The 20,654-nt window shown below is 70.6% G+C and carries 22 protein-coding genes; 15 read left to right on the forward strand and 7 right to left on the reverse strand.

Annotation, left to right across the window (positions count from 1 at the left end; translation table 11 throughout):
• Positions 1 to 87 precede the first annotated feature (87 nt).
• Both ACWKZU_RS08745 and ACWKZU_RS08750 read left to right on the forward strand, forming a co-directional pair.
• A complete protein-coding gene (locus ACWKZU_RS08745; RefSeq protein ID WP_449281938.1) occupies positions 88 to 1,329 on the forward strand; it encodes a sensor histidine kinase in 1,242 nt (413 codons plus the stop codon).
• Positions 1,326 to 1,952, forward strand: a complete 627-nt coding sequence (locus ACWKZU_RS08750) for a response regulator (RefSeq protein ID WP_449281939.1) — start codon at positions 1,326 to 1,328, stop codon at positions 1,950 to 1,952. The genes ACWKZU_RS08745 and ACWKZU_RS08750 overlap by 4 nt, the downstream gene beginning before the upstream one ends.
• Here ACWKZU_RS08750 and ACWKZU_RS08755 read toward each other — a convergent pair.
• Entirely contained in the window at positions 1,939 to 3,768 is a 1,830-nt protein-coding gene (locus ACWKZU_RS08755; protein WP_449281940.1) for a 2-isopropylmalate synthase, read from the reverse strand. The two genes, ACWKZU_RS08750 and ACWKZU_RS08755, sit on opposite strands and share 14 nt — an antisense overlap.
• Before the next feature lie 160 nt (positions 3,769 to 3,928).
• On the opposite strand from ACWKZU_RS08755, the gene ACWKZU_RS08760 reads away from it, so the two are divergent.
• Positions 3,929 to 4,597, forward strand: a complete 669-nt coding sequence (locus tag ACWKZU_RS08760) for a FadR/GntR family transcriptional regulator (RefSeq protein ID WP_449281941.1) — start codon at positions 3,929 to 3,931, stop codon at positions 4,595 to 4,597.
• Positions 4,598 to 4,599: 2 nt separating this feature from the next.
• Here ACWKZU_RS08760 and ACWKZU_RS08765 read toward each other — a convergent pair whose 3' ends face one another.
• Complete coding sequence (locus ACWKZU_RS08765) at positions 4,600 to 4,812, reverse strand: hypothetical protein (RefSeq protein ID WP_449281942.1); 213 nt, start codon at positions 4,810 to 4,812, stop codon at positions 4,600 to 4,602.
• Positions 4,813 to 4,837: 25 nt separating this feature from the next.
• Here ACWKZU_RS08765 and ACWKZU_RS08770 point away from each other — a divergent pair, with 25 nt between their 5' ends.
• From ACWKZU_RS08770 to ACWKZU_RS08810, 9 genes are all read left to right on the forward strand, one after another.
• Positions 4,838 to 5,386 (forward strand): CGNR zinc finger domain-containing protein, encoded by a 549-nt coding sequence (locus ACWKZU_RS08770; RefSeq protein ID WP_449281943.1) that lies wholly within the window; start codon positions 4,838 to 4,840, stop codon positions 5,384 to 5,386.
• Positions 5,387 to 5,538: 152 nt separating this feature from the next.
• Positions 5,539 to 5,925, forward strand: coding sequence for an SHOCT domain-containing protein (locus tag ACWKZU_RS08775; protein ID WP_449281944.1), 387 nt, complete (start codon positions 5,539 to 5,541; stop codon positions 5,923 to 5,925).
• A gap of 63 nt (positions 5,926 to 5,988) precedes the next feature.
• Positions 5,989 to 7,350 carry a hypothetical protein gene (locus ACWKZU_RS08780; protein WP_449281945.1) on the forward strand — a complete coding sequence of 454 codons (1,362 nt, stop codon included), beginning with the start codon at positions 5,989 to 5,991 and terminating at the stop codon, positions 7,348 to 7,350.
• Positions 7,340 to 8,494, forward strand: coding sequence for an AI-2E family transporter (locus tag ACWKZU_RS08785; RefSeq protein WP_449281946.1), 1,155 nt, complete (start codon positions 7,340 to 7,342; stop codon positions 8,492 to 8,494). The genes ACWKZU_RS08780 and ACWKZU_RS08785 overlap by 11 nt, the downstream gene beginning before the upstream one ends.
• A 79-nt stretch (positions 8,495 to 8,573) precedes the next feature.
• Positions 8,574 to 10,241, forward strand: a complete 1,668-nt coding sequence (locus ACWKZU_RS08790; protein ID WP_449281947.1) for a SulP family inorganic anion transporter — start codon at positions 8,574 to 8,576, stop codon at positions 10,239 to 10,241.
• A gap of 25 nt (positions 10,242 to 10,266) precedes the next feature.
• A complete protein-coding gene (locus ACWKZU_RS08795; protein ID WP_449281948.1) occupies positions 10,267 to 10,701 on the forward strand; it encodes a DUF6325 family protein in 435 nt (144 codons plus the stop codon).
• A 1-nt stretch (position 10,702) separates the two neighbouring features.
• Entirely contained in the window at positions 10,703 to 11,065 is a 363-nt protein-coding gene (locus ACWKZU_RS08800) for an SHOCT domain-containing protein (RefSeq protein ID WP_449281949.1), read from the forward strand.
• A gap of 9 nt (positions 11,066 to 11,074) precedes the next feature.
• A complete protein-coding gene (locus ACWKZU_RS08805) occupies positions 11,075 to 11,746 on the forward strand; it encodes a GAP family protein (RefSeq protein WP_449281950.1) in 672 nt (223 codons plus the stop codon).
• A gap of 146 nt (positions 11,747 to 11,892) precedes the next feature.
• On the forward strand, positions 11,893 to 14,460 hold the full coding sequence (locus ACWKZU_RS08810) for a LuxR C-terminal-related transcriptional regulator (protein WP_449281951.1): 2,568 nt from the start codon (positions 11,893 to 11,895) through the stop codon (positions 14,458 to 14,460).
• A gap of 21 nt (positions 14,461 to 14,481) precedes the next feature.
• Here ACWKZU_RS08810 and ACWKZU_RS08815 read toward each other — a convergent pair whose 3' ends face one another.
• From ACWKZU_RS08815 to ACWKZU_RS08830, 4 genes are all read right to left on the reverse strand, one after another.
• The gene (locus ACWKZU_RS08815; RefSeq protein WP_449281952.1) at positions 14,482 to 14,922 is read right to left on the reverse strand and encodes a DUF6325 family protein; all 441 of its coding nucleotides are present in this window, start codon (positions 14,920 to 14,922) and stop codon (positions 14,482 to 14,484) included.
• A 17-nt stretch (positions 14,923 to 14,939) separates the two neighbouring features.
• On the reverse strand, positions 14,940 to 15,329 hold the full coding sequence (locus ACWKZU_RS08820; protein ID WP_449281953.1) for an SHOCT domain-containing protein: 390 nt from the start codon (positions 15,327 to 15,329) through the stop codon (positions 14,940 to 14,942).
• A 525-nt stretch (positions 15,330 to 15,854) separates the two neighbouring features.
• A complete protein-coding gene (locus ACWKZU_RS08825) occupies positions 15,855 to 16,529 on the reverse strand; it encodes a response regulator (RefSeq protein ID WP_449281954.1) in 675 nt (224 codons plus the stop codon).
• A complete protein-coding gene (locus ACWKZU_RS08830) occupies positions 16,526 to 17,296 on the reverse strand; it encodes a sensor histidine kinase (RefSeq protein ID WP_449281955.1) in 771 nt (256 codons plus the stop codon). Before ACWKZU_RS08830 ends, ACWKZU_RS08825 begins: the two co-directional genes overlap by 4 nt.
• Before the next feature lie 154 nt (positions 17,297 to 17,450).
• Here ACWKZU_RS08830 and ACWKZU_RS08835 point away from each other — a divergent pair, with 154 nt between their 5' ends.
• The 3 genes from ACWKZU_RS08835 to ACWKZU_RS08845 are packed head-to-tail and all read left to right on the forward strand — an operon-like array spanning position 17,451 to position 19,734.
• A complete protein-coding gene (locus ACWKZU_RS08835; protein ID WP_449281956.1) occupies positions 17,451 to 18,218 on the forward strand; it encodes an ABC transporter ATP-binding protein in 768 nt (255 codons plus the stop codon).
• The gene (locus ACWKZU_RS08840) at positions 18,215 to 19,009 is read left to right on the forward strand and encodes an ABC transporter permease (protein WP_449281957.1); all 795 of its coding nucleotides are present in this window, start codon (positions 18,215 to 18,217) and stop codon (positions 19,007 to 19,009) included. Before ACWKZU_RS08835 ends, ACWKZU_RS08840 begins: the two co-directional genes overlap by 4 nt.
• A gap of 8 nt (positions 19,010 to 19,017) precedes the next feature.
• On the forward strand, positions 19,018 to 19,734 hold the full coding sequence (locus tag ACWKZU_RS08845) for a hypothetical protein (protein WP_449281958.1): 717 nt from the start codon (positions 19,018 to 19,020) through the stop codon (positions 19,732 to 19,734).
• A gap of 258 nt (positions 19,735 to 19,992) precedes the next feature.
• Here ACWKZU_RS08845 and ACWKZU_RS08850 read toward each other — a convergent pair whose 3' ends face one another.
• Entirely contained in the window at positions 19,993 to 20,649 is a 657-nt protein-coding gene (locus ACWKZU_RS08850; protein WP_449281959.1) for a response regulator transcription factor, read from the reverse strand.
• Positions 20,650 to 20,654 lie beyond the last annotated feature (5 nt).

Below are 20,654 nucleotides of genomic sequence, written 5' to 3' on the forward strand. Positions count from 1 at the left end.
GCGCCGGCGCACATCGACGATTCGGCTCCTCTCCGTTCAATCGATCGGTTGAGGCGCACCGCGCCGCCGCGCACGATACTGGATGCAATGCCTGGTCACCCGATTCCGAATCACGCCGCCCCCGATCGCCCGCTCGCGTGGATGCGCCTCACGGTCGACATCGGGTTCGCGGTGCTGCTCATCGTCTGCGCGACGCGGTACTTCACCTACCACCCGCTCGCCGACGGGGGGATCGCGGTGCTGCTGCTCGCGGCGGGATCGGGCGCCGCCTACGCCGTCGCCGCGATCGGGCCGCCGCAGGCCCTCAGACGGAGGGCCGGCGTGCTCGCGGCCACCGGTCTCTGGCTGCCGCTCGCCGTCATCGCGCCCTCGTTCGGGTGGTGCGCGTTCGCCCTCTTCTTCGCCGTGCACCGCGCGCTGAGCCGCGTCACCGCCACGATCGTCTCGGGTGCGATCGTGGTGGCCGTGAGCGCGGGGCTGTTCCTGATGTCGGACGGCGAGGATCTCGGGCTCGTGCTCGGGCCGTTCTTCGGCGGGCTCGTGCTGTCCTTCGCCTACGACGCGCTCGATCGAGCCCTCGAGAACCGGCGTCGTCTCGTCACCGAGCTCATGGATGCGCGCGAGCAGCTGGCGCGCTCGGAGCGGGAGGCCGGCGCCCTCGCCGAGCGCAACCGGGTCGCGGGCGAGCTGCACGACACCGTGGTGCAGCGCACGGCGAGCGCGCTGCTGCTGCTCGAGTCGGGCGAGGAGGCGGGCGGCCGCACCCGCGCCGCGGTCGCCGAGGCCCGCGAGGTGCTGCGGGAGTCGCTCCTCGAGACCCGCCGCCTGCTCCACGGCCTCGCGCAGCCGCGGGACGACGGGGCGTCGTTCGCCGCCGCGATCGCCGAGCTCGCGGAGCAGCACGGAGCCGAGCTCGCCGTGGTGGGCGACGGCGCCGATCCCGGGGACGAAGCCGCGCACGCGCTGCTGCGGGTGGCACAGGAGGCGCTCGTCAACGCCGGCAAGCACGCACGGGCCTCTTCCCTCAGGGTGACGCTCACCTTCTTCGAGGGCGCGGTCGGCGTCGACATCGCGGACGACGGCGTCGGATTCGCGCCCGCGGAGCTCCCCGCCGACGCGGGCGGATACGGCCTGCGCGCCATGGCCTGGCGGGTCGAGCACCTCGGCGGCTCCTTCAGCCTCGAGTCGGCGCCGGGCCGGGGCACGGTCGTCGCGGGGGTAGTCCCCTCGGAGGCGTCGACGGGTGCGGGAGGCGCGACGGACTCGCCGGACGCAGCGGGAGATCCCAGGTCGGCGGCGGACCCCGAGGCCGCGGGGGACCCGGCATGATCCGGATCCTGCTCGTCGACGACCACCCCGTCCTGCGGCACGGCATCCGCGCGCTGCTCGACACCCAGCCGGATCTCCACGTCGTCGCGGAGACGGGGGATCCGCGCGAGGCCGTGGAGCTCGTCCGCGAGACGAGCGCCGACGTCGTGCTCGTCGATCTCGACCTCGGAGCCGGGCAGGAGGACGGGGCCGAGGTCACGCGGATGATCCTGCGGGAGTCCCCCGCCGCGCGGGTGATCGCGTTCACGGCGTTCGACTCCGACGCCGACATCGTGCGGATGATCGAGGCGGGAGCCGTCGGCTACCTCGTGAAGGACAGCCGGCCGGCCGCGCTCTTCAGCGCGATCCGGTCGGCGGCCGGTGGAGCGGCGGCGATCGCCGGCCCGATCGCCGCCCGCCTGCTCGAGCGCATGCAGCGCCCCGACGATGCGCTCACCGCGCGCGAGCTCGAGGTGCTCGAGCTCGCGGCCTCGGGGTTGTCGAACCGCGACCTCGCGCGGCGCCTGCTGGTGAGCGAGGCCACCGTCAAGACCCATCTGCACCACGCCTTCACCAAGCTCGGCGCCGAGAACCGGCAGGCGGCGATCGCGATCGCGATCAAGCGCGGGCTCATCCGGCTCTGACGACTCCCTCCCCCGCACGCTCCCCGCGGCTCGTCCGGGCCGCCCGCATCACGGCGGCGAGGCTCGCCGCGAGCACCGAGCCCGCACGCCCCGCGGCCCAGCCCGTCCTCCCGTCTCGCCGGTACTCGATCAGGGTCAGGGCGTCGCCGCCCGCGCCCGGGCCGATGCTCGTCTGGTGCAGCGCGAGCACCTCGATCCGCTCGCCGAGCGCGGCGAGCGCGGCGGCGAGCGCCTCCACCGGGCCGACACCCTCGTGGACCGTGGCCCGTTCCTCCCCGCGCTCCCGCAGCACGATGCGCGTGCGAGGGCCGGTCCCCGCCGCGACCCCCGCTTCATCGCCGATCCCGGAGGTCTCGCAGGCGACGAGCTCCACCCCGGCCTCGTCCGGTTCCGACAGATACGAGCGCGCGAAGATGTCCCAGATCTCCTCGGCGGAGACCTCATCCCCGGAGGCATCGGTGCGCGCCTGCACCCGGCCGGCGAGATCGATCTGCAGACGGCGAGGCAGCTCGACGCCGTACTCGGCCTCGAGCAGATAGGCGATACCGCCCTTCCCGGATTGCGAGTTCACTCGGATGACGGCTTCGTAGTCGCGCCCGATGTCCGCCGGGTCGATGGGCAGGTAGGGCACGTTCCAGGCGAGCTCGCGCTCCTCGCGTCCCTCCGCGGCCGCCCGGCGCCGGTGCTCGGCGAGCCCCTTCCTGATGGCGTCCTGGTGGGTGCCGCTGAACGCGGTGTGCACGAGATCGCCCACGTAGGGATGGCGCGGATGCACCTCGATCCGGTTGCAGTACTCCACCGTGCGCCGGATCTCGTCGATGTCGGAGAAGTCGATCATCGGATCGATCCCCTGCGCGTGGAGGTTGAGCGCCAGAGTGGCGATGTCCACGTTGCCGGTGCGCTCGCCGTTGCCGAAGATGCAGCCCTCCACCCGCTGCGCGCCGGCCAGCACCGCCAGTTCGGCGCAGGCGATGCCCGTCCCGCGGTCGTTGTGGGGATGCACCGAGAGGATCACCCCGTCCCGCCGCGACAGATTGCGGTGCATGTACTCGATCTGATCGGCGTACACGTTCGGCGTGGCGATCTCGACCGTCGCGGGGAGGTTCACGATGACCGGCCGATCCGGTGTCGCCTCCCAGAGCCCGGTCATCGCGTCGCAGACCTCGAGCGCGAAATCGGGCTCGGTGAGGTTGAACACCTCCGGGCTGAACTCGAAGCGCACGTTCTCCATCCCGCCGGCGAGATCCCGCACGTCGCGTCCGCCCGCGAGGATCAGGTCCAGCAGCTCCTCGCGCTCCCGCCCGAGCACGAGCCGTCGCCAGAGCGGCGCGGTCGCCGTGTACATGTGGATCACGACGGGATTGCGGATGCCTCGGATCGACTCGACCGTCCGCTCGATGAGGTCGCGCCGCGCCGGCGTGAACACCACGATCGTGACGTCCTCGGGCGCGATACCGGTCTCGGCGATCAGGCGGACGAAGTCGTAGTCCGTTCGCGAGGCGGAGGGGTAGCCGACCTCGATCTCGGTGTAGCCCATCGCCACCATGAGCTCGAAGAAGCGGCGCTTGCGGGCCGGATCCATCGGTTCGGCGAGTGCCTGATTGCCGTCCCGCAGGTCGACCGGCACCCATAGCGGCGCGGCGGTGAGCCGTCGGTCGGGCCAGGTGCGATCGGCCGGCGGCACTTCGACGCGCGAGTAGACGTCCGCGTAGCGGTGCGAGGGCATCCGGGATCTCCGTTGGCGGTTCCAGAACGGAGCGGACTGCGGCAGGTCGTCGGCGGGCGAAGCGGCGGGGTGGCAAGCGGTGACGGTCATCGTGACTCCTCGGGTCGATGCATGCGACCGGCACGGCTTTCGGCTCCACGTCGGGGAGCCGGTCGGCTAGGCCCCGCCGTGGCGGCGAAGGAGGAGGAATCCGAGAGCGAGCACGACTAGAATGTATCACAACTCCTCAGACAAGCAGATGGGTGGCACGATGACTCGAGTGGTGCGGGCGCCGCTGGCCGAGCAGGCGGCAGACCTGCTCCTGGAGCGCATCCGATCCGGTGAATGGGGCCTCGGAGAGCGACTGCCGGGCGAGACGACGCTCGCCCCTCAGCTCGGCGTCGGCCGCTCGACGCTCCGCGAGGCGGTCCGGCAGCTCGCCGGCCGGGGCGTGCTCGCCTCGCGCCAGGGGGCCGGCGTCTTCGTCACCGCGCTCGACGCTCCCGAGGACTGGGACGCGGTGCTGCGCAAGGCCGATATCGTCGCGGTGATCGAGGCGCGGATCGCCATCGAGGTCGAGGCCGCGGGTCTCGCCGCGGAGCGGCGCACTCCTTCCGATCTCAGGTCGATCCGTCGTGCGCTCGCGCACCGGGACTCGCTGCGCACGGAGAGCCACGGCCTCGTCGACGCCGACACCGCCTTCCACCGCACGATCGTCGCCGCATCGCACAACCCGATCCTCGTCGAGCTGTTCGACGGTTTCACCCCGCGCCTGCGCCAGGCCATGACCGATCTGCTCCGATTCCACGCGGATCACGCCGACCGCGCCGATCACGACCTCCACGCCGATCTCGCTCAGGCGGTCGCCGACCGCGACGCGCCTCGCGCGAGGGACCTCAGCCGCTCGCACCTCCTGCAGCTCAAGCAGGCGTTCGCGTAGGGTCAGCCGGGCGGCCGCAGCTCGACGCTGAGCGCCTCGGGCGGGGCGCCGAGGCGCTCCTGGACGTCCACGCGCCGCGTACCGCAGGTGCCGCAGCGCACGTAGAGCACGTATCCGGCCGAGGTGGCATGGCGGGACTCGAGGCACCAGCCGTGCTCGTGCGCATCCGGCGGGGCGGTGCTGCGGAGACGGGTATCGCTCTCTCTGCTGTTCATGTCTCCACTGTGATGTAATCTCCTTATGCATCTCAACCCTTACGGAGAGTACGCGGTGCTCCTGGCCGCGTCCCTCGCGAACGACTGGCCGAAGGATCGCGCCGGCATCGTCGCCCGCACGCGGGAGTTCGGCATGACGGTCGAGTTCCCGGAGGAGCCGGACGACCACGCGGGCGTGCGGCGCGTCGTCGACGATTGGCTCGCGGTGGTGGACGCACCGGACCCCCGCGAGCGGGCCCGGATCCTCAACTCGCTCATGGCCGGAGCCGCGGCCTACCCCCGCCTCACCGATCACGACGACGAGGGGTGGCATCTGCACTACCGCGACGACGACGCGCGCTCCCTCGCGCACGTCCTCTCCGCCGTCATCGGCGTCGGCACGGCACTGCACCTCGCGACCCGCGGGATGCACCGGCTCGGGCGCTGCGCGGCGGGAGAGGAGCCCGGCGATCCCTGCTCGGCCGTCGTCGTCGACGTCACGAGGAACGGCCGGCAGCGGTACTGCTCGGTGCGGTGCGCGAACCGGGCGGCGGTGCGCAGGCACCGCGCGCGGGCTGCGGCGACGGCCCGCTGAGGTTCCGCCGGCGGGTCGCCCGCCGGCCCGCGTCGAGCGCCCACCACCGGCGCATCACCCGTTTCGGGTGTGTGTGCTCGCCCGAAGGGAATCCAGGGCGCGAGAATGGGCATCGGACCACATCGGTCGCATCCGACGAAAGGCAGGTCATCATGAGTTTCTGGGGCAATCTCTGGGACATCATCTGGATCTTCTTCTGGAGCTTCGCGTTCCTGGCGTATCTCATCGCGCTGTTCACGGTGATCGGCGACCTGTTCCGCGACCGGGCGCTCAACGGCTGGTGGAAGGCGCTCTGGTTGATCTTCATGATCTTCCTGCCGTTCATCACGGTCCTCGTGTACCTCATCGCCCGCGGGCCCGGCATGGCCGAGCGCAACCAGAAGCAGGTCCAGGCCGCCCAGGCGGCCACCGACCAGTACATCAGGACGGTGGCCGGAGGAAGCCCCGCCGACGAGATCGCCAAGGCCAAGGGCCTGCTGGACGCGGGCACCATCACGCAGCAGGAGTACGAGGCGATCAAGGCGAAGGCCCTGCTCTAGCCGCGCGGAGCGGGCACCGGCTCGAACCGAGCAGCGGCACGACGGCAGGCGAACGGGGAACCCATGCAGAACCAGCACGACATCGAGGCCCTGCAGGCCTACGTGGCCGAACTCGAGGCGCGGAACCGGGAGCTGCAGGAGGCCGCCGAGCGCCCAGCGGGCCGCAGCAGTCGGAGCCGCGGGCGCGGGCGCACCGCTCTCGCGCTCGCGCTGGTGCTCGTGAGCGTGGTCCTCGCCCCCGTCGCCGTGCTCGGCACCTGGGCGCGGCTGCAGCTCGTCGACACCGATCGCTTCGTGCAGACCTTCGCACCGCTCGCCGAGCAACCGGAGGTGCAGGCGTTCGTGACCGATCAAGTCGTGGACGGCATCGAGCAGAATCTCGACATCGACGGGATGGTGGGAGAGGTCTTCGACGGCATCGCCGAGCTCGAGCTGCCCCCGCGCGCGCTGGCCGCGCTCTCGCTGCTCGAGGGGCCGGCGGCGGAGGGCATCAGATCGCTCCTGGGCACCGGCGTGGAGCGCGTCGTCGCCTCGCCGCAGTTCGCGCAGCTGTGGGAGACCGCGCTGCGCGAGACCCACAGCCGCGCCATCGCCGTGATCCAGGGCGACCCCAACCGGGCGCTCCAGCTCTCCGACGACGGCACCCTCTCGCTCGAGCTCGACACGATCATCCGCGAGGTGAAGCAGGTGCTCACGCAGCAGGGTCTCGGCTTCGCGTCGAACATCCCCGAGATCGAGCGCTCCATCCCGATCCTCACCGCGGACTCGCTGGTGCTCGTGCGGACGCTCTACCAGGTCGCCGTCGCCGCGGGCTACTGGCTGCCGTGGGGCGTGCTCGCGCTGCTCGTCGCGGGCATCGCGGTCGCACGCAACCGCACCCGGGCGGTCGCCTGGGCCGGAGCGGGGCTCGCCGCCTCCTTCCTCCTGCTCGCGGCGGGGCTCGGCATCGGCAAGCAGTTCTTCGTGGGTGCGGTGAGTCCGTCGGTGATGCCGGCGGCCACCGCCCGGGTGCTCTTCGAGCAGCTGACGGCGCTCATCTCCTCGACGCTGCTGGCGCTGGTCGTGCTCAGCCTCTTCGCGGGCATCGGCGGCTGGCTCGCGGGAGCCTCCCGCCCGGCCCGAGCGATCCGCGGCGCCGCCGAGAGCGGCTTCTCCGCCGCCCGCACCGCCGCCGACCGGCGCGGGATCGGCACGGGGGGCTTCGGCCGCGCGATCGAGCGCTGGCGCTCCGCCATCGTGCTCGCGACGGTGGGGATCGGCGTGCTCGTGCTGTTCCTGAACCGGCCGATCTCGATGGGCGGCGTGATCGGCACGCTGATCGTCGTGCTCGTGGTGCTGCTGCTGGTCGAGCTCGTGCGGCGACCGGCTCCGGCGGCCGTCCCCGCGGCGAGGGCGGCGGAGACGGAGGAGGCCGATGCCGGATGACCCCGAGGTCGCGGAGCACGGAGCGATCGACCGCGGACGGGCGGTACGGCCGCTCCTGGTGAAGCTGCGCCCGGGGCGACCGCTCGTCACGGGTTTCGCGGTGGCGATCGGCGCGATCCTGGCGGTCTCGCTGGCCATCGCGGTGGCGTCGATCTCGGCCGTGCTCGTCTCGATGTTCCTCGGCCTGTTCCTCGCGCTCGGACTGGACCCCGCGATCAGCGCGCTGGAGCGGCGCCGGATCCCTCGCACCGGGGGCATCGCCATCGTCGCGATCGCCTTCCTCCTCGTCATCATCGTGATCGGAATCGTCATCGTCCCGGCGACCGTGCGCCAGTTCGCGCACCTCATCGGCGAGGCCCCCGAGGCGTACGAGGCGATGCAGAGCAGCGACTGGTACCTCTCGCTCGAGACCGCGCTGGGCATCGACCTCTCCGCGGTCGTCTCCGACGGGGTGCGCTCCGTCACGAACCTGTCCAACTTCCTGGCCGTCTCGGGGGGACTCCTGCAGGTGGGCCTCGGCACCATCGGCTTCGTCTCCAGCAGCGTCATGGTCGTCGTCCTCACGCTGTACTTCGTCTCGTCGCTCTCGATGATGAAGATCGCGCTGACCAGCCTGGCGGCGGCCTATCGACGCGCCCAGGTGTCGGACCTCATCGATCAGATCACCCGCTCCGTCGGATCCACGGTGGCGGGCGGCATCACGCTCTCGAGCTGCAACGCCGCCGCGGTGTTCCTGCTGCAGTGGGCGATCGGCTCCTCCGTGCCCGTCCTCATGGCGATCGCCGCCTTCTTCGTCACACTCGTGCCGCTGATCGGATCCCTCGTGTTCCTCGTCATCGGCGGCGTGGGCGCGCTCTTCATCAGCCCGGGGGCGGCCGCCGTGTTCGTGATCGGCTATTTCGTGTACATCGAGATCGAGGCCTATGTCATCACACCCCGGATCATGGGCCGCGCGGCGGCGGTGCCGGGTGTGCTCGTCATCACCGGGGCCATGATCGGCGCTGCGCTCATGGGCCTGCTGGGCGCGCTCGTCGCGATCCCGATCACGGCATCCGTCCTGATCGTCCTGCGCCAGATCGTCATCCCCCGCCAGGACGCGCGGATGCGAGCGGAGGAGGACTCGCGAGTCACCCCCCACGGGTGATGGACGGCGATCGGGGGCGTCGGAGCGGGTCAAGATGGGATCGCGCACAGGCGACGATCGCGATCGACGGGAGCAGACCGTGCACCGACCACTGGCGGGTCTCACCCGCTCGAACCTCATCACGGAACTGCTCTCCGGCGTGACCCTGCTCGCCATCGCGATCCCGCTCAACATCGGCTACGCCCAGATCGCCGGGCTCCCGCCGACGGCCGGTCTGTACGCGCTCGTCGTGCCGACCGTGGTCTACGCGCTCGTCGTCTCCTCCCGCCAGGTCGTCGCGTCGCCGGACGCGGCCGCCGCCGCGCTCGTCGCCTCCTCGATCGGCGGCCTCGCCGCGGCCGGCTCGGCGGACTACGCGACGATGGCCCTCGCGCAGGCGATCATCTGCGGCGTGCTGCTCCTGCTGCTGGCGTTCTTCAAGCTCGGGTTTCTCGCGAACTTCCTCTCGAAGCCGATCCTGATCGGCTTCGTCGGCGGCCTGGCCCTCGACATCCTCGTCTCGCAGATCGCGAAGATGCTGGGGGTGAGGATCGACTCCGGCGGCGAGTTCGTCGAGAAGCTGGGAGGCCTCCTCGGGGGCATCGGCACCGCGAACGGCTGGTCGATGCTGATCGCCGGCACCGCCGTGGTGATCCTGCTCGTGGGCCGCAGGCTCGCGGCCGCGGTCCCGTGGGCGCTCGTCGTGATGGTCGTCGCCACGGTCTCCGTCGTGATCGCGCGGCTGGATGAGCAGGGCGTCGCCGTGCTGGGCGAGGTGCCGGCGGGGCCGCCCTCCCCGACCTGGCCCGTGCTCTCATGGCTGGAGTGGCTCGCACTGGTGCCCTCGGCCATCGCTCTCACGCTCGTCATCACCGCCGAGGGACTGCTCGTGTCCCGCGCGTACGGGGAGAAGCGCCGCTACCCGGTCCGGCCGAATCGCGACCTGTTCGCGTTCGGCCTCGCCAACATCGCCGCGGGCGCCCAGGGGAGCTTCGCGATCGGCTCCTCGACCAGCCGCACGGCGGCCATGGACCAGGCCGGCTCGCGCACGCAGCTCCCCTCGCTCGTGCTCGCCGCGGGCACGCTGCTCCTCCTCCTGTTCGGCACCGGCCTGCTCGCCGACATCCCCTCCCCCGCGATCGGCGCGATCGTGGCGATCGCGATCCTGCCGCTGCTCGGCGTCAAGGAGTTCGCCGAGCTCTGGAGACGCGACCGCTTCGAGTTCGCCGTCGGCGCCATCTGCTTCGCGGTGACCCTCTTCGTGGGATCGATCCCCGGCATCCTCGTCGCGTTCGTCCTCGCCCTGATCAATCTGGCCAAGCGCGCCGCGTCTCCCGCCATCGACGTGCTCGCCGACGACGACGACCCCCGGGAGTCGCTGCTCGAGGACGCGCCCCCCGGCTCGATGACGGCGCCGGGGGTGATCGTGATCCGGATCGCCGCGCCCCTGTTCTTCGCGAACGGGGCCGTCTTCGCCGACGCGGTGAAGAGAGCGGTCACGGCCGCGGGCGAGCACGGCGTGCACGCCGTCGTCATCGACATGGAGGCGGTGACGGATACCGACGTCACGGCCGCCGAGTCGCTCGAGGGCCTCGCCGCCTGGCTCGCCGACCGCGACATCCTGCTCGCCTTCAGTCGTGTGCGCCCCGCCTCGAAGGCCCGGCTCGTGGATCTGGGCATCCTCGAGGGCCAGCACGTCTTCGTGACGAATCGTGCCGCGGTGGCGGCGCTCGCGAATCCCGCGAACGAACCGGGAGCGCAGCCGTGATCCCGGCCCTGAGGAAAGGAAACCGATGACCCACTTCCGATACGGACCCGTCGAGCTCCATCTCGTCGGCTTCACCGGCGACGCTCCGAGCCCGGAGGTGCTCGGAGCCCTCGAGGATCTCCTCGAGACCGGGCTCGTGCGCCTCCTCGACTTCGTCCTCGTGTCGAAATCCGAGGACGGCGTCATCGACATCGTCGAGATCGAGGCCGCGGGGTCGCCCGGCCTGAGCGGTGCGGCGCCCCTGGCCTCGGGCCTCGTGGGCGCGGAGGACGTCGAGAGCCTCTCCGAGGCCATCGCTCCCGGTTCATCCGCGGCGCTCGTCGCGCTCGAACTCGCCTATCAGCGCGAGCTGGCCGAGAAGCTCGCGGCCTCCGGCGGCGAGGTGCTCCGCAGCGAGCGCATCCCCGCCCCGATCGTCAACGCCGTGCTCGACCTCGCCGAGCAGGAAGAAGGAGACTGACATGCCCATCCGCAGAATCGGCCGCCCCGGACTCATCGGGCTGGCCGCCCGCACCGCAGTGGTCGCCGGCACCGCGTCGGCCGTCGCCGGCGGCGTCGACAACGCCCGTCAGCGCAGAACCCAGGCGGAGTACGAGCAGCAGCAGTACCAGGCGGCTCAGCAGCAGGCCCAGATCGACGCGGCGGCCCGCAACGCCGCCGCGCAGGTCGCGGCTCCGGCTCAGAGCGCTCCTCCCGCGGCCGCCGCACCGGCACCGGCGGGCGATGGCATCGCCGACCAGTTGCAGCAGCTCGCGTCCCTCATGCAGGCCGGGGTGCTCTCCGCCGAGGAATTCGCGGCGGCCAAGGCGAAGCTGCTCTCCTGAGGCCCGCGGATGGGATCGATCATCGGCCAGGCCCTCCCCCTGGCGCTCGGGATCGCGATCAGCCCCGTGCCGATCATCGCCGCGATCCTGATGCTCCTCTCCCCTCGGGCCCGGACGACGAGCATCGGATTCCTCATCGGATGGCTCGCGGGCATCATCGTCGTCGTCTCGGTGTTCACCCTGGTCTCCGCCTTCCTGCCGGAGGAGGGTCCGGCAGGGCCGAAGCCGATCCTCGGTACGATCCAGCTCCTGCTCGGAGCCGCACTGCTGTTCCTGGCCGTGAAGCAGTGGCGCGGTCGCCCCGGGCCCGATGATCCGCCGCAGCTCCCGGAGTGGATGCAGTCCATCGACGGCGTCTCCTTCGGCGGCGCGCTCGGGCTCGGGCTGCTCCTGGCCGCCGCCAATCCCAAGAATCTGCTGCTCGGAGCGAGCGCGGGGGTGACGATCGGCGCCGCCGGACTGGGGCTCGGAGCGAACGCCGCCGCCATCGCCGTGTTCACCGCGCTGGCCGGGTGCACGGTGCTCGCCCCCGTGCTGGGGTACCTCGCGGCGACGAACCGGCTCGCCGCGCCGCTCGGATCGCTGCGCGACTGGCTGTCGCGGGAGAACGCGGTCGTCATGACGGTCGTCCTGCTGCTGCTCGGCGTCTCCGTGCTGGGCAAGGGAATCGGGAGCTTCTGACGTCCGTGCGGCCCGGAGCTCGATCCGATCGGCGGCTCGCGACGACCGCTCGGACCGGGCCCTCGTCGGCAGCCACCGGCGCGGGTGACCACGACGATCGTGATCTCGCGAGCGACGCAGGGGGGATCCATAGCTAGACTGAGGCCATGCCCGAGGGCGAAGCGCATCGACAGCGGCGGTTCAGACACGCACCGCCGCAACGGCAGCCTGGCCACATCGACCGGCCCAGGATCGTCCGCCTGCTCGACGAGCGCACCGGCACCGATCCGACGCTGCTCGTCGTCGCCCCCAGCGGGTACGGCAAGACATCAGCGGTGAGCGAGTGGGCGTCGACCCACCCGGGCAGGGTCGCGTGGCTCACGGTGGGCCCGTTCGAGACGGACAGCGCCCGTCTCGGCCTCGAGGTGCTGCGCGCGCTGCAGGAGCTCGCGCGCTCCGAGGGCGCACCCGATCTGCAGCCGCTCCTGGAGATCGCGGCGGGCGAACTGGTCCCGGCGGAGATGTTCGAGCTGCTCACCGAGGCGCTGGACCGGGTGGCCGCGCCCGTGTACCTCGTCGTCGACGATGCGCACCGGGCGCAGGATCAGATCCGCGAGGGCCTGCTCGGCGCGCTGATCGGCGCGGAAGACAGCCCGCTCAGGCTCCTCATCATCGGCACCAGCTATCTCGAGATCGCCCTCAACCGGCTCGTCCTGAGCCGGCCCCACCTCACCGTCCGCGCCCACGACCTCGCGTTCGACCTGGACGAGATCGAGAGCCTGTCGGCCCGGCTCTCCCTCCCCATCGACCCGCAGACCACGCTCGCCGAGACCAAGGGGTGGCCGATCGCGATCCGCCTGGTGCAGATCACGGGTGTGCGACCCGGCCCGGACGGCGCCCCCGACGAGTCCCTCATGCGCGAGTACGTCAAGGAGCACCTGCTCTCCTCCGTGCCCGCCGAGATCGCGGAGTTCGCCCTGCTGACCTCCGTGTGCGCGGAGATGAGCGCGGGAATGGCGGCGGCCGTCTCCGGGCGCGACGACAGCGCGGAGCTCCTCGAACGCTGCGTGCACATCGGGCTCTTCATCGACCGCTACGACACCCCCGATGGGGCGATGTACCGCTGGCACGCGGTGTTCGCGCGCTACTGCAGGGCCATCCTCGAGGCCACCCGGCCCGAGACTCGACGAACGGCCAGCGCGTCGGCCGCGGCCTTCGCCGTGCAGGGCAATCCGCTCCTCGCGATGTCGTACTGGGTGCAGGCGGGCGAGACCGAGCGGGCCGTCGAGACGATGCTCGCCCACTGGCCGGAATTGGTCGTCGGACCCGAAGCGCCCGCGCTGCTGCACTGGTGCGCCTCGCTCCCGCATCCCTACGACGACGATCCGCGCGTGCTGCTCGTGCGCGCATGCGCGCAGGACATCACCGGTGCGAGCGACGTCGCGCGCATGCTGCTCGCCCACGCGGAGGCGCGGGCCCAGCACCTCGACGATCGCAGCGAGTACGAGGCGATCCGCGTTCAGGTGCTGCTCCAGCTCGTCGACGACCGCGACGAGCTGGCGGTCGTCGCGACCCGGGCGCGCGACCAGCTCAGGGCCCCGTCGTCGATGTCGGCTCGGACCCGCGCGGCGGTCACCTATCTGCTGGGTTTCGCGGAACTGCGGCTCCGCCGCTCCCCCGAGCTCATCATCCAGCTCCTCTCCTCGGCCGCCGTGGAGGCCGAGGCCGTCGGCAACGGCGCGCTCGCCCGTCGATCCCTCGACCACCTCTCGTACGTGCTGGCCTGGACGGGGCGGCAGCGCGAGGCCCAGGCGGTCCTCGACCGGCGGCACGACACCGACGACGACGAGTCCTGGACGGCCTACGGCGGGGCCCACGCCGCGGCGGCGACCGCGGCCGGCCACATCGCGTACTGGGGAGACGATCTCGACCGCGCCCAGGCCGAGTTCACCCGAGCCATGCGCGGCGGGAGTTCTCCGCTCGCCTTCGCCGGCATCGCGAGGATGATGCTGGCGTTCACCGCGGCGGCCTCCCGCGACCCGGGGCTGTGCCACCGGGCCGCGCGAGAGCTGCAGGCGATCCCCCAGCAGATGCACCGGGGCGTGTCGTGGCCCGCCTTCCGCGACGCGTCCCGCGCGGCACTGCACGAGGCGGCGGGTCATCGGGCGCAGGCGATGAAGATCGTCGAGCACTACGCCGAGTCGAGCGATCTGCCGCTCGTGAGCGTGCTGCTCTCCGGCATCGCCATGCGCGCCGGGAGGGCGGAGCTCGCGGCGAGCATGCTGAGCCGGCAGGAGCGCTACCTCTCCGCGTCCTACATCGTCACGGCGAAGCTCGCCGCGGACGCCCTCGTGCGCGCGCAGCGCGCACTCGAGGATCCGGCTCACGAGCTCGTCGAGCAGGCCCTCGAGATCGCCTCGGCCGAGGACGTGCGCCGCCCGTTCTCGGGAGGCGGGATCGCGATGCGCAAGCTCCTCACCGAGCACCTCGCGTGGGGAACCCGGCACGAGCAGTTCATCTCCGAGTGCCTCGCCCTGCGCACCACCTCGGGGCCGCAGGACCAGCTCTCCGAGCGCGAGAACGCCGTCTTCTCCCAGCTGCGCACGACCAAGACGATGCAGGAGATCGCCGAGGTGCTCGGCGTATCGATCAACACGGTGAAGACGCACCAGCGATCGATCTACCGCAAGCTCGGCGTCGCCAGCAGGCGCGAGGCCGTGCGCTTCTTCTCGTAGCGGCCGGCGGAGCGCGCCGGCTCACTCCTCCAGGGCGATCTCGACCGCCGCGTTGACCGCGGGGGCCGGGATCGGAACCGTCGCGACGATCACGCTTCCCGCGCCGGCGAGCTGCTCGGCGAACTCCCTCGCCCAGATCGGTTCGAGGGCGACGACGACCGCCGCACCCCCGTCGGGGACGTACTGCGCGAGCTCGCGCAGGTCCTCCTCGGCGATGAGGCCGCGCGCGTGCAGCGCGAGATCCGCGGGTCGCGTCCCGTCGATCTCGATCTCCCGGATCAGCGCTCCTCCCGCGGCCGGCTTCGCGATCAGGACGAGGTCGAGGATCCGGACATCGCCGTTCTGCACCCGCTCCGCAAGCGCGCGCAGCAGGCTCGGGGGCGGCTCCTCCGCTTCGAACGAGATCACGTTCAACTCGACGGAGCCGTACGAGAGGCCGGCGGCCCCGGCCCCCAGGCTCATCTCATCGGCCTTCTGCGCTACCCGGCGAGCGCGCGCGCCTTGAGCTGCTCGTACTCCGCCTGACTGATCGTGCCGGCCTGGAGCAGCGCCGCGGCCTTCTCGATCTGGGTCGCCGGATCCACCTGCGCGACCGAGCGGATGTAGTCGTCGGCCTCCCGGCGGGTCTGGCGGGCGGCGGCCGCACTGCGACGGCTCATGCCGTCACCCCGCGCGATGAGATAGACGAGGGCCGTCAGGAACGGCACGAAGATCAGGAAGATCACCCAGATCGCCTTCGCCCATCCCTTGAGGGTCTCGTCGCGGACGATGTCGGCGAGCACCGAGAACAGCGCCATCAGATACGCGATGAAGATCGCGGCCCAGAAGAACCATCCGATGATGGCCCAGAACGATTCCCAGAACGACATTTCGGTGTTCCTCTCCCTCGAGCGTCTCCCGCCAGCGTGACAGGCGAAGGGCCGCCGCGGCCGCCGCCTTCATCCTGCGCGGGTGAGGCGGCGGGCGGGCGGGCGGGCAGTGAGAACGAGAACGACCCCGGTCGAGCCGGGGTCGTGGGGGGGTGTGTGGTGGACGGATCGGGAAGGTCTCGTCGCTCGCCGCGCGCTCCGAGGACCCTTGTAGAACGGGGCGAGGAGAGGAACCTGCCGTCGGTCGCGTCGAGGGAGCTCCACTGGGGGTGGCCTCTCATGGCGTCGGTCGCACTTCGTCAGGGATGTCGTCGAGGTTGATGCGGCCACCCCGTTTCGCGAGGTCGATCGCATTCGACGGCATCGGTCGTCGGTCGCCAGCTCGCGCATGATGGCGGCGATGGCGTGGTGCGTCTGTCGTCGGTGGCTCTGCACACGGAGGAACCGCAGCGTTCGCGGGCCTCCGTGCTGCCCGAGAGAGGCTGGCCTCGCAGCTGACCTTCGAGCGGATGAGGGGGCCGGTCATCAGGCGGTAGTGACGAGTCCGCTCTCGTAGGCGGTGATCACGAGATGGGTTCGGTCGCGGGCGTGGAGTTTCGCGAGCAGACTACCGATATGGGTCTTGACGGTCTTGATCGAGATCGTGAGATCGGTGGCGATCTCACTGTTGGACAGCCCGCGGGCGACGAGTGCGAGCACCTCCGTCTCGCGTTCGGTCAACCGGTCAAGTCGTCGCACCGGTGCAGCTGGGCGGGTGGTGTAGTGCTCGATGAGTCTGGTCAGGATCGCGGGCGCGAAGCGCGACTCGCCGCTGTGGGTGCGGCGGATCGCGTCGAGGAGTTCATCGGGACGGGCGTCTTTCAAGAGGAACCCGCTCGCCCCGGCACGCAGTGCGCCGTAGACGTACTCGTCCAGCTCGAACAGGCTCAGCACGAGCACCCTGCACCCGGCCAGAGCCGGGTCAGCGGTGATGGTGCGGGTCGTCTCGATGCCGTCTCCGCCGGGCATGCGGATGTCCATCAGGATCACATCTGGGACGAGTTCACGCGCCAGACGGGTGGTGTCCTCCCCCGTGCCGGCCTCCGCTACGACGGCGAGGTCGGTGGTGCTGCCGATGAGGAGGGCGAGGCTGTGCCGCAGGAGAGGCTGGTCGTCGGCGATGAGTACGCGAATGACGGGTAGCGAGACCTCCGCGGTCATGAGCGCACCGGGTCGGGAATGCGAGCGGTGACGTGGAACCCTCCGTCGGCGTCGGGCTCGGCGTGCAGCGTGCCTTCGAGGACCGCTACACGCTCGCGTAACCCGTCGAGGCCGTGCCCCGCGCCCGGCTGAGCCTGCCATGGCTCGCGCGGCCCAGCGTCCTGCACCTCCACGAGGACGATCTCCCCGTCCCTCCTGACGCTGACACGGGCATGCGTCGGGCCGACATGGCGGATCGTGTTGTGCAGCGCTTCGCGCACGACGGCGCAGACAGTGAGCTGCACGCCCGGCGAGACCTCGCCGGGGTCTTCGATGCCGAACGTGGCGATGAGGCCGGCGGTGTTCGCGTCTCGCACGATCGAGGGCAGGTCGGCGAGAGTATCGGCGGGCCGCAACGGTGCGGTATCCGGATCGCGGAGCACGGCGAGCATGCGGCGCAGTTCGGTCGTGGTCTCTCGGCTGACGCGTTCGATGTCGGTGAGCGCGTCAGCGCGCTCGCGATTCCCGTCGGGGCTTGTGACGGTGCGGGCGGCAGCTGCGCGGACGGTGATGAGTCCGAGACCGTGTGAGACGAGATCGTGCAGGTCGGATGCGATGCGCAGTCGCTCGGTCTGCTTCGCGCGCTCGCCCGCCCATGCCGCGAGTTCTTCCTCGTAGCGTCGGCGCTGCCGTCGGGTGCGATCGAACGCCCACGCGATCACCGATACCGCTACCGCGGCGGCGACTCCGACCGCCGCCCATGCTGCTTCCGGGCGGTCGACACCCACGAATGAGAGCAGTCCGGCGAGGACTGCCAGGAGCCCGGCGGCGGCGAGCCACGCGCGGGAGCGCCACGTCGGCCGGTCGACATCCATCATTCAATTCTAGATTCCGGCGTTCAGGCCCGCATCGGACCTGGGTCTGAGAGACCTGGGACCGAGCATGACCCTGCCCCGGTCCGATGACTACGCCGACGCCGCCTGGTGGCATGGATGGATGCTGACAATCGACGGACTCACCAAACGCCACGGCTCCCGCACCGTGATCTCCGACGTGACCTTCCACGCCTTCCCCGGCCGAGTGACGGGGTTCCTCGGCCCGAACGGAGCGGGCAAGTCTTCGACGCTCCGGATCCTGCTCGGCCTGAACCGTCCCGCCGCAGGCACCGCGCTGATCGGCAAGCAGCCGTATCGGAGCCTACGCGACCCCCTGCGCACCGTCGGGTCGATGCTCGACGGCTCTGGAGCTCACCCCTCCCGCACCGCCCGCAATCACCTGGGCTGGGTCGCACGCAGCAACGGAATCCCCCAGAGCCGTGTGAAGACGGTGCTCGAACAGGTCGGTCTCCAAGACGCCGCCCGCACCCGCGTCGGCAAGTTCTCCCTCGGCATGGGTCAACGTCTCGGGCTCGCATCCGCTCTCCTCGGCGAACCTCAAGCCCTGGTTCTCGACGAGCCGGTGAACGGGCTGGATCCTGAAGGCATTCGGTGGATACGCGGACTCATCCGCGGCCACGCGGACGCCGGAGGCACGGTCCTGCTGTCGAGTCACCTGATGAGCGAGGTCGCCGAGATCGCCGACGACCTCGTCGTCATCGCCGAAGGTCGAGTCGTCAAGACCGGCACGGTCGCTGAGGTCACCAGGGGGTACGCGACGTTGGAAGACGCGTTCTTCGGCCTCACCGGCGGAACCGCAGGACAGTCCCGATGAGCTTCCTCCGCACGATACTCACCGAACTGAGCAAGACCGCGACGCTCCCCGGGGTCTGGGCCGGGATGGCCGTGGCCGTGCTCGGGTCAGTGGCGCTGACGATACTCAACGCGGTCACTGTCCGCGGCGCCGTCACATCTGGGCGCCCCGAGCTGGTCGCGGACACCTCGCCGTTCGAGACGGCCTTCACGATGATGCCGCTGGGGACCGTCGGCGCTGTCGTGATCGGTGTCATCGCGATGAGCAGCGAGTACACCGCCGTGCGCACCGACGCCGGCGGTGGAAGACAGATCACCACCACCCTCACCGCCGTCTCCGGACGGCTCCGCCTGTTGTCGGCCAAAGCGATCACCGTCGTCGTGCTCGTCACGGCGATCGCAGTCGTCACGGTGCCCCTCAGCGTTCTCGTCGCGAACGTGATCATCGGGGAAGCCGGAACGGAGATCGTGTCCCTCGATCATGCGGCGCGTCGCTGGGCGGGAGGCGCTCTCTACTGGATCCTCATGGGCCTGCTCGCGTTCGCGATCACCGTGATCGCCCGCAGCGGCATCATCCCGCTCATCATCCTCATCGCCAACAGCTCCGTCGTATCGTTCTCCCTGCTGCTGACAAACCTCACCCCGCTCGCCCATTGGCTTCCCGACATGGCCGGCCGCAACCTCTTCGGCTTCCCCGCGGACTCCGTCGTCCCCGGCGGCCTCGAACCCCTCCCCGGCGCCATCGTCATGACCGGATGGACCCTCGCGCTCCTCCTCATCGCCGGCATCGTGTTCCGACGCAGGGACGCGTGAGATCCCCGATGACGCTCGCCCGCACTACCTCCGCAGAGCTGATCAAGCTCGCCACCCTCCCCATCGTGACTGCCACAACTCTCGGAACGATCGCCACGTCGATTGTTCTCACCGCGGCGATCGCGGCATCCTCCACCGTCCCCGTCAGTGCCGTCGAGGTGACGGTCGCGACGATCCCGTTTCTCCAGATCGGCCTCATCCTCATCGGCGTTCTCACCATCGCCACCGAGTATCAGGGCGGCCAATTCCGGACCACCCTCACCGCAACACCGCATCGCTGGCGCGCCCTCGCAGGGAAAACCCTCGCCTTCCTCGGCACCACGGGAGTCGCCGGCGGCGTCGCAGTCGGCGCAGGCTGGTCGACCGCCACGATCGCGCTCGACATCCGCCAGATCGCCGCCGCAGGCGACGCGAGTCTGTGGCCGGTGGCCGGCGCAACGCTCTACCTCGTCTTGCTCGGCTCGCTCGCGTTCGTCATGAGCGTGCTGATGCGATCACTCATCCCACCTTTGGTGACGATGCTCGGCCTCGTCCTCATCGTCTCCCCCCTCGTCGGCAGCCTCACGGAGCATGCACGCTGGCTTCCGGACAGAGCAGGAAGCCTTCTCTACCTCACCGACACGGATGCCGTGCTCGACGCCGGGAGCGGCGCACTCGTCCTCGTCGGATGGATCACGGCCACAGGCATCGCTGCGAGTACCGCCTTCATCCGACGTGACGCATGAGTCCACACCTGCGGGCAAACACTCTGCTCAGAGCCGCGGTAAGACGCGAGCCCAGCGAGATCTCACAGCACGATCTGCAGAAGACGACATCGTGGGGCAGTCAAATCCGCATCCCTCCGAGGCCTCAGCAGCGCTTCGGTTCCTGTCGGCAAGGAATGGAAACTACACCCCGTTGGCAACGGTCGGTCTCGCGCGCAGCCATCGGGTTGCCGCCTATGAGCCCGTAGCCGCCAGGAGCAGGGCGACACGCTGCTGCGGCTACCCGGAAGCGTTCTCCACGTGGTTCTCGTAGCCGATGATGACGAGGTGTACGCGGTCGCGGGCGTGGAGCTTGGCCAGGATGCGGTTGACGTGGGTCTTCACGGTCGGCACGGTGAGGAAGAGCCTTGTCGCAATCTCGGAGTTGGTGAGGCCTTCCACGACACAGGAGAAGACGTCTCCTTCTCGCGGGGACAGCACCGCGAAAGGATCTGGCCCGGTGGCCGTGGCGCCGTGGGGCTGAGCATCAGGAACGACGAACGTTTCGATCAGCTTTCTGGTGATGTGCGGGTCGAGCACGCCGTCTCCGGCTGCGACGGTGCGGATCGCGTCGGTGAGCTGCTCCGGGGTTGCGCTCTTGAGGAGGAACGCGCTCGCTCCTGCTCGGAGGCTGCCGTAGACGTACTCATCGAGGTCGAACGTGGTGAGCACGATTACCCGGGTCGCTGGGTGCGTGGTGGTGATTCGCCTGGTCGCCTCGATCCCGCCCATGCCGGGCATCCGCACGTCCATGAGGACCACGTCAGGCCGAAGGGACGCTGCATGGGCCACGGCCTCTTCGCCGCTGCCTGCCTCGCCTGCGACTTCGAGGTCGTCGGTCGCTTCGATCACGAGTGCGTTGCCGGTGCGGATCAGCGCGTGATCGTCGACCAGCATCACCC

This window comes from Leucobacter sp., from assembly GCF_053528595.1.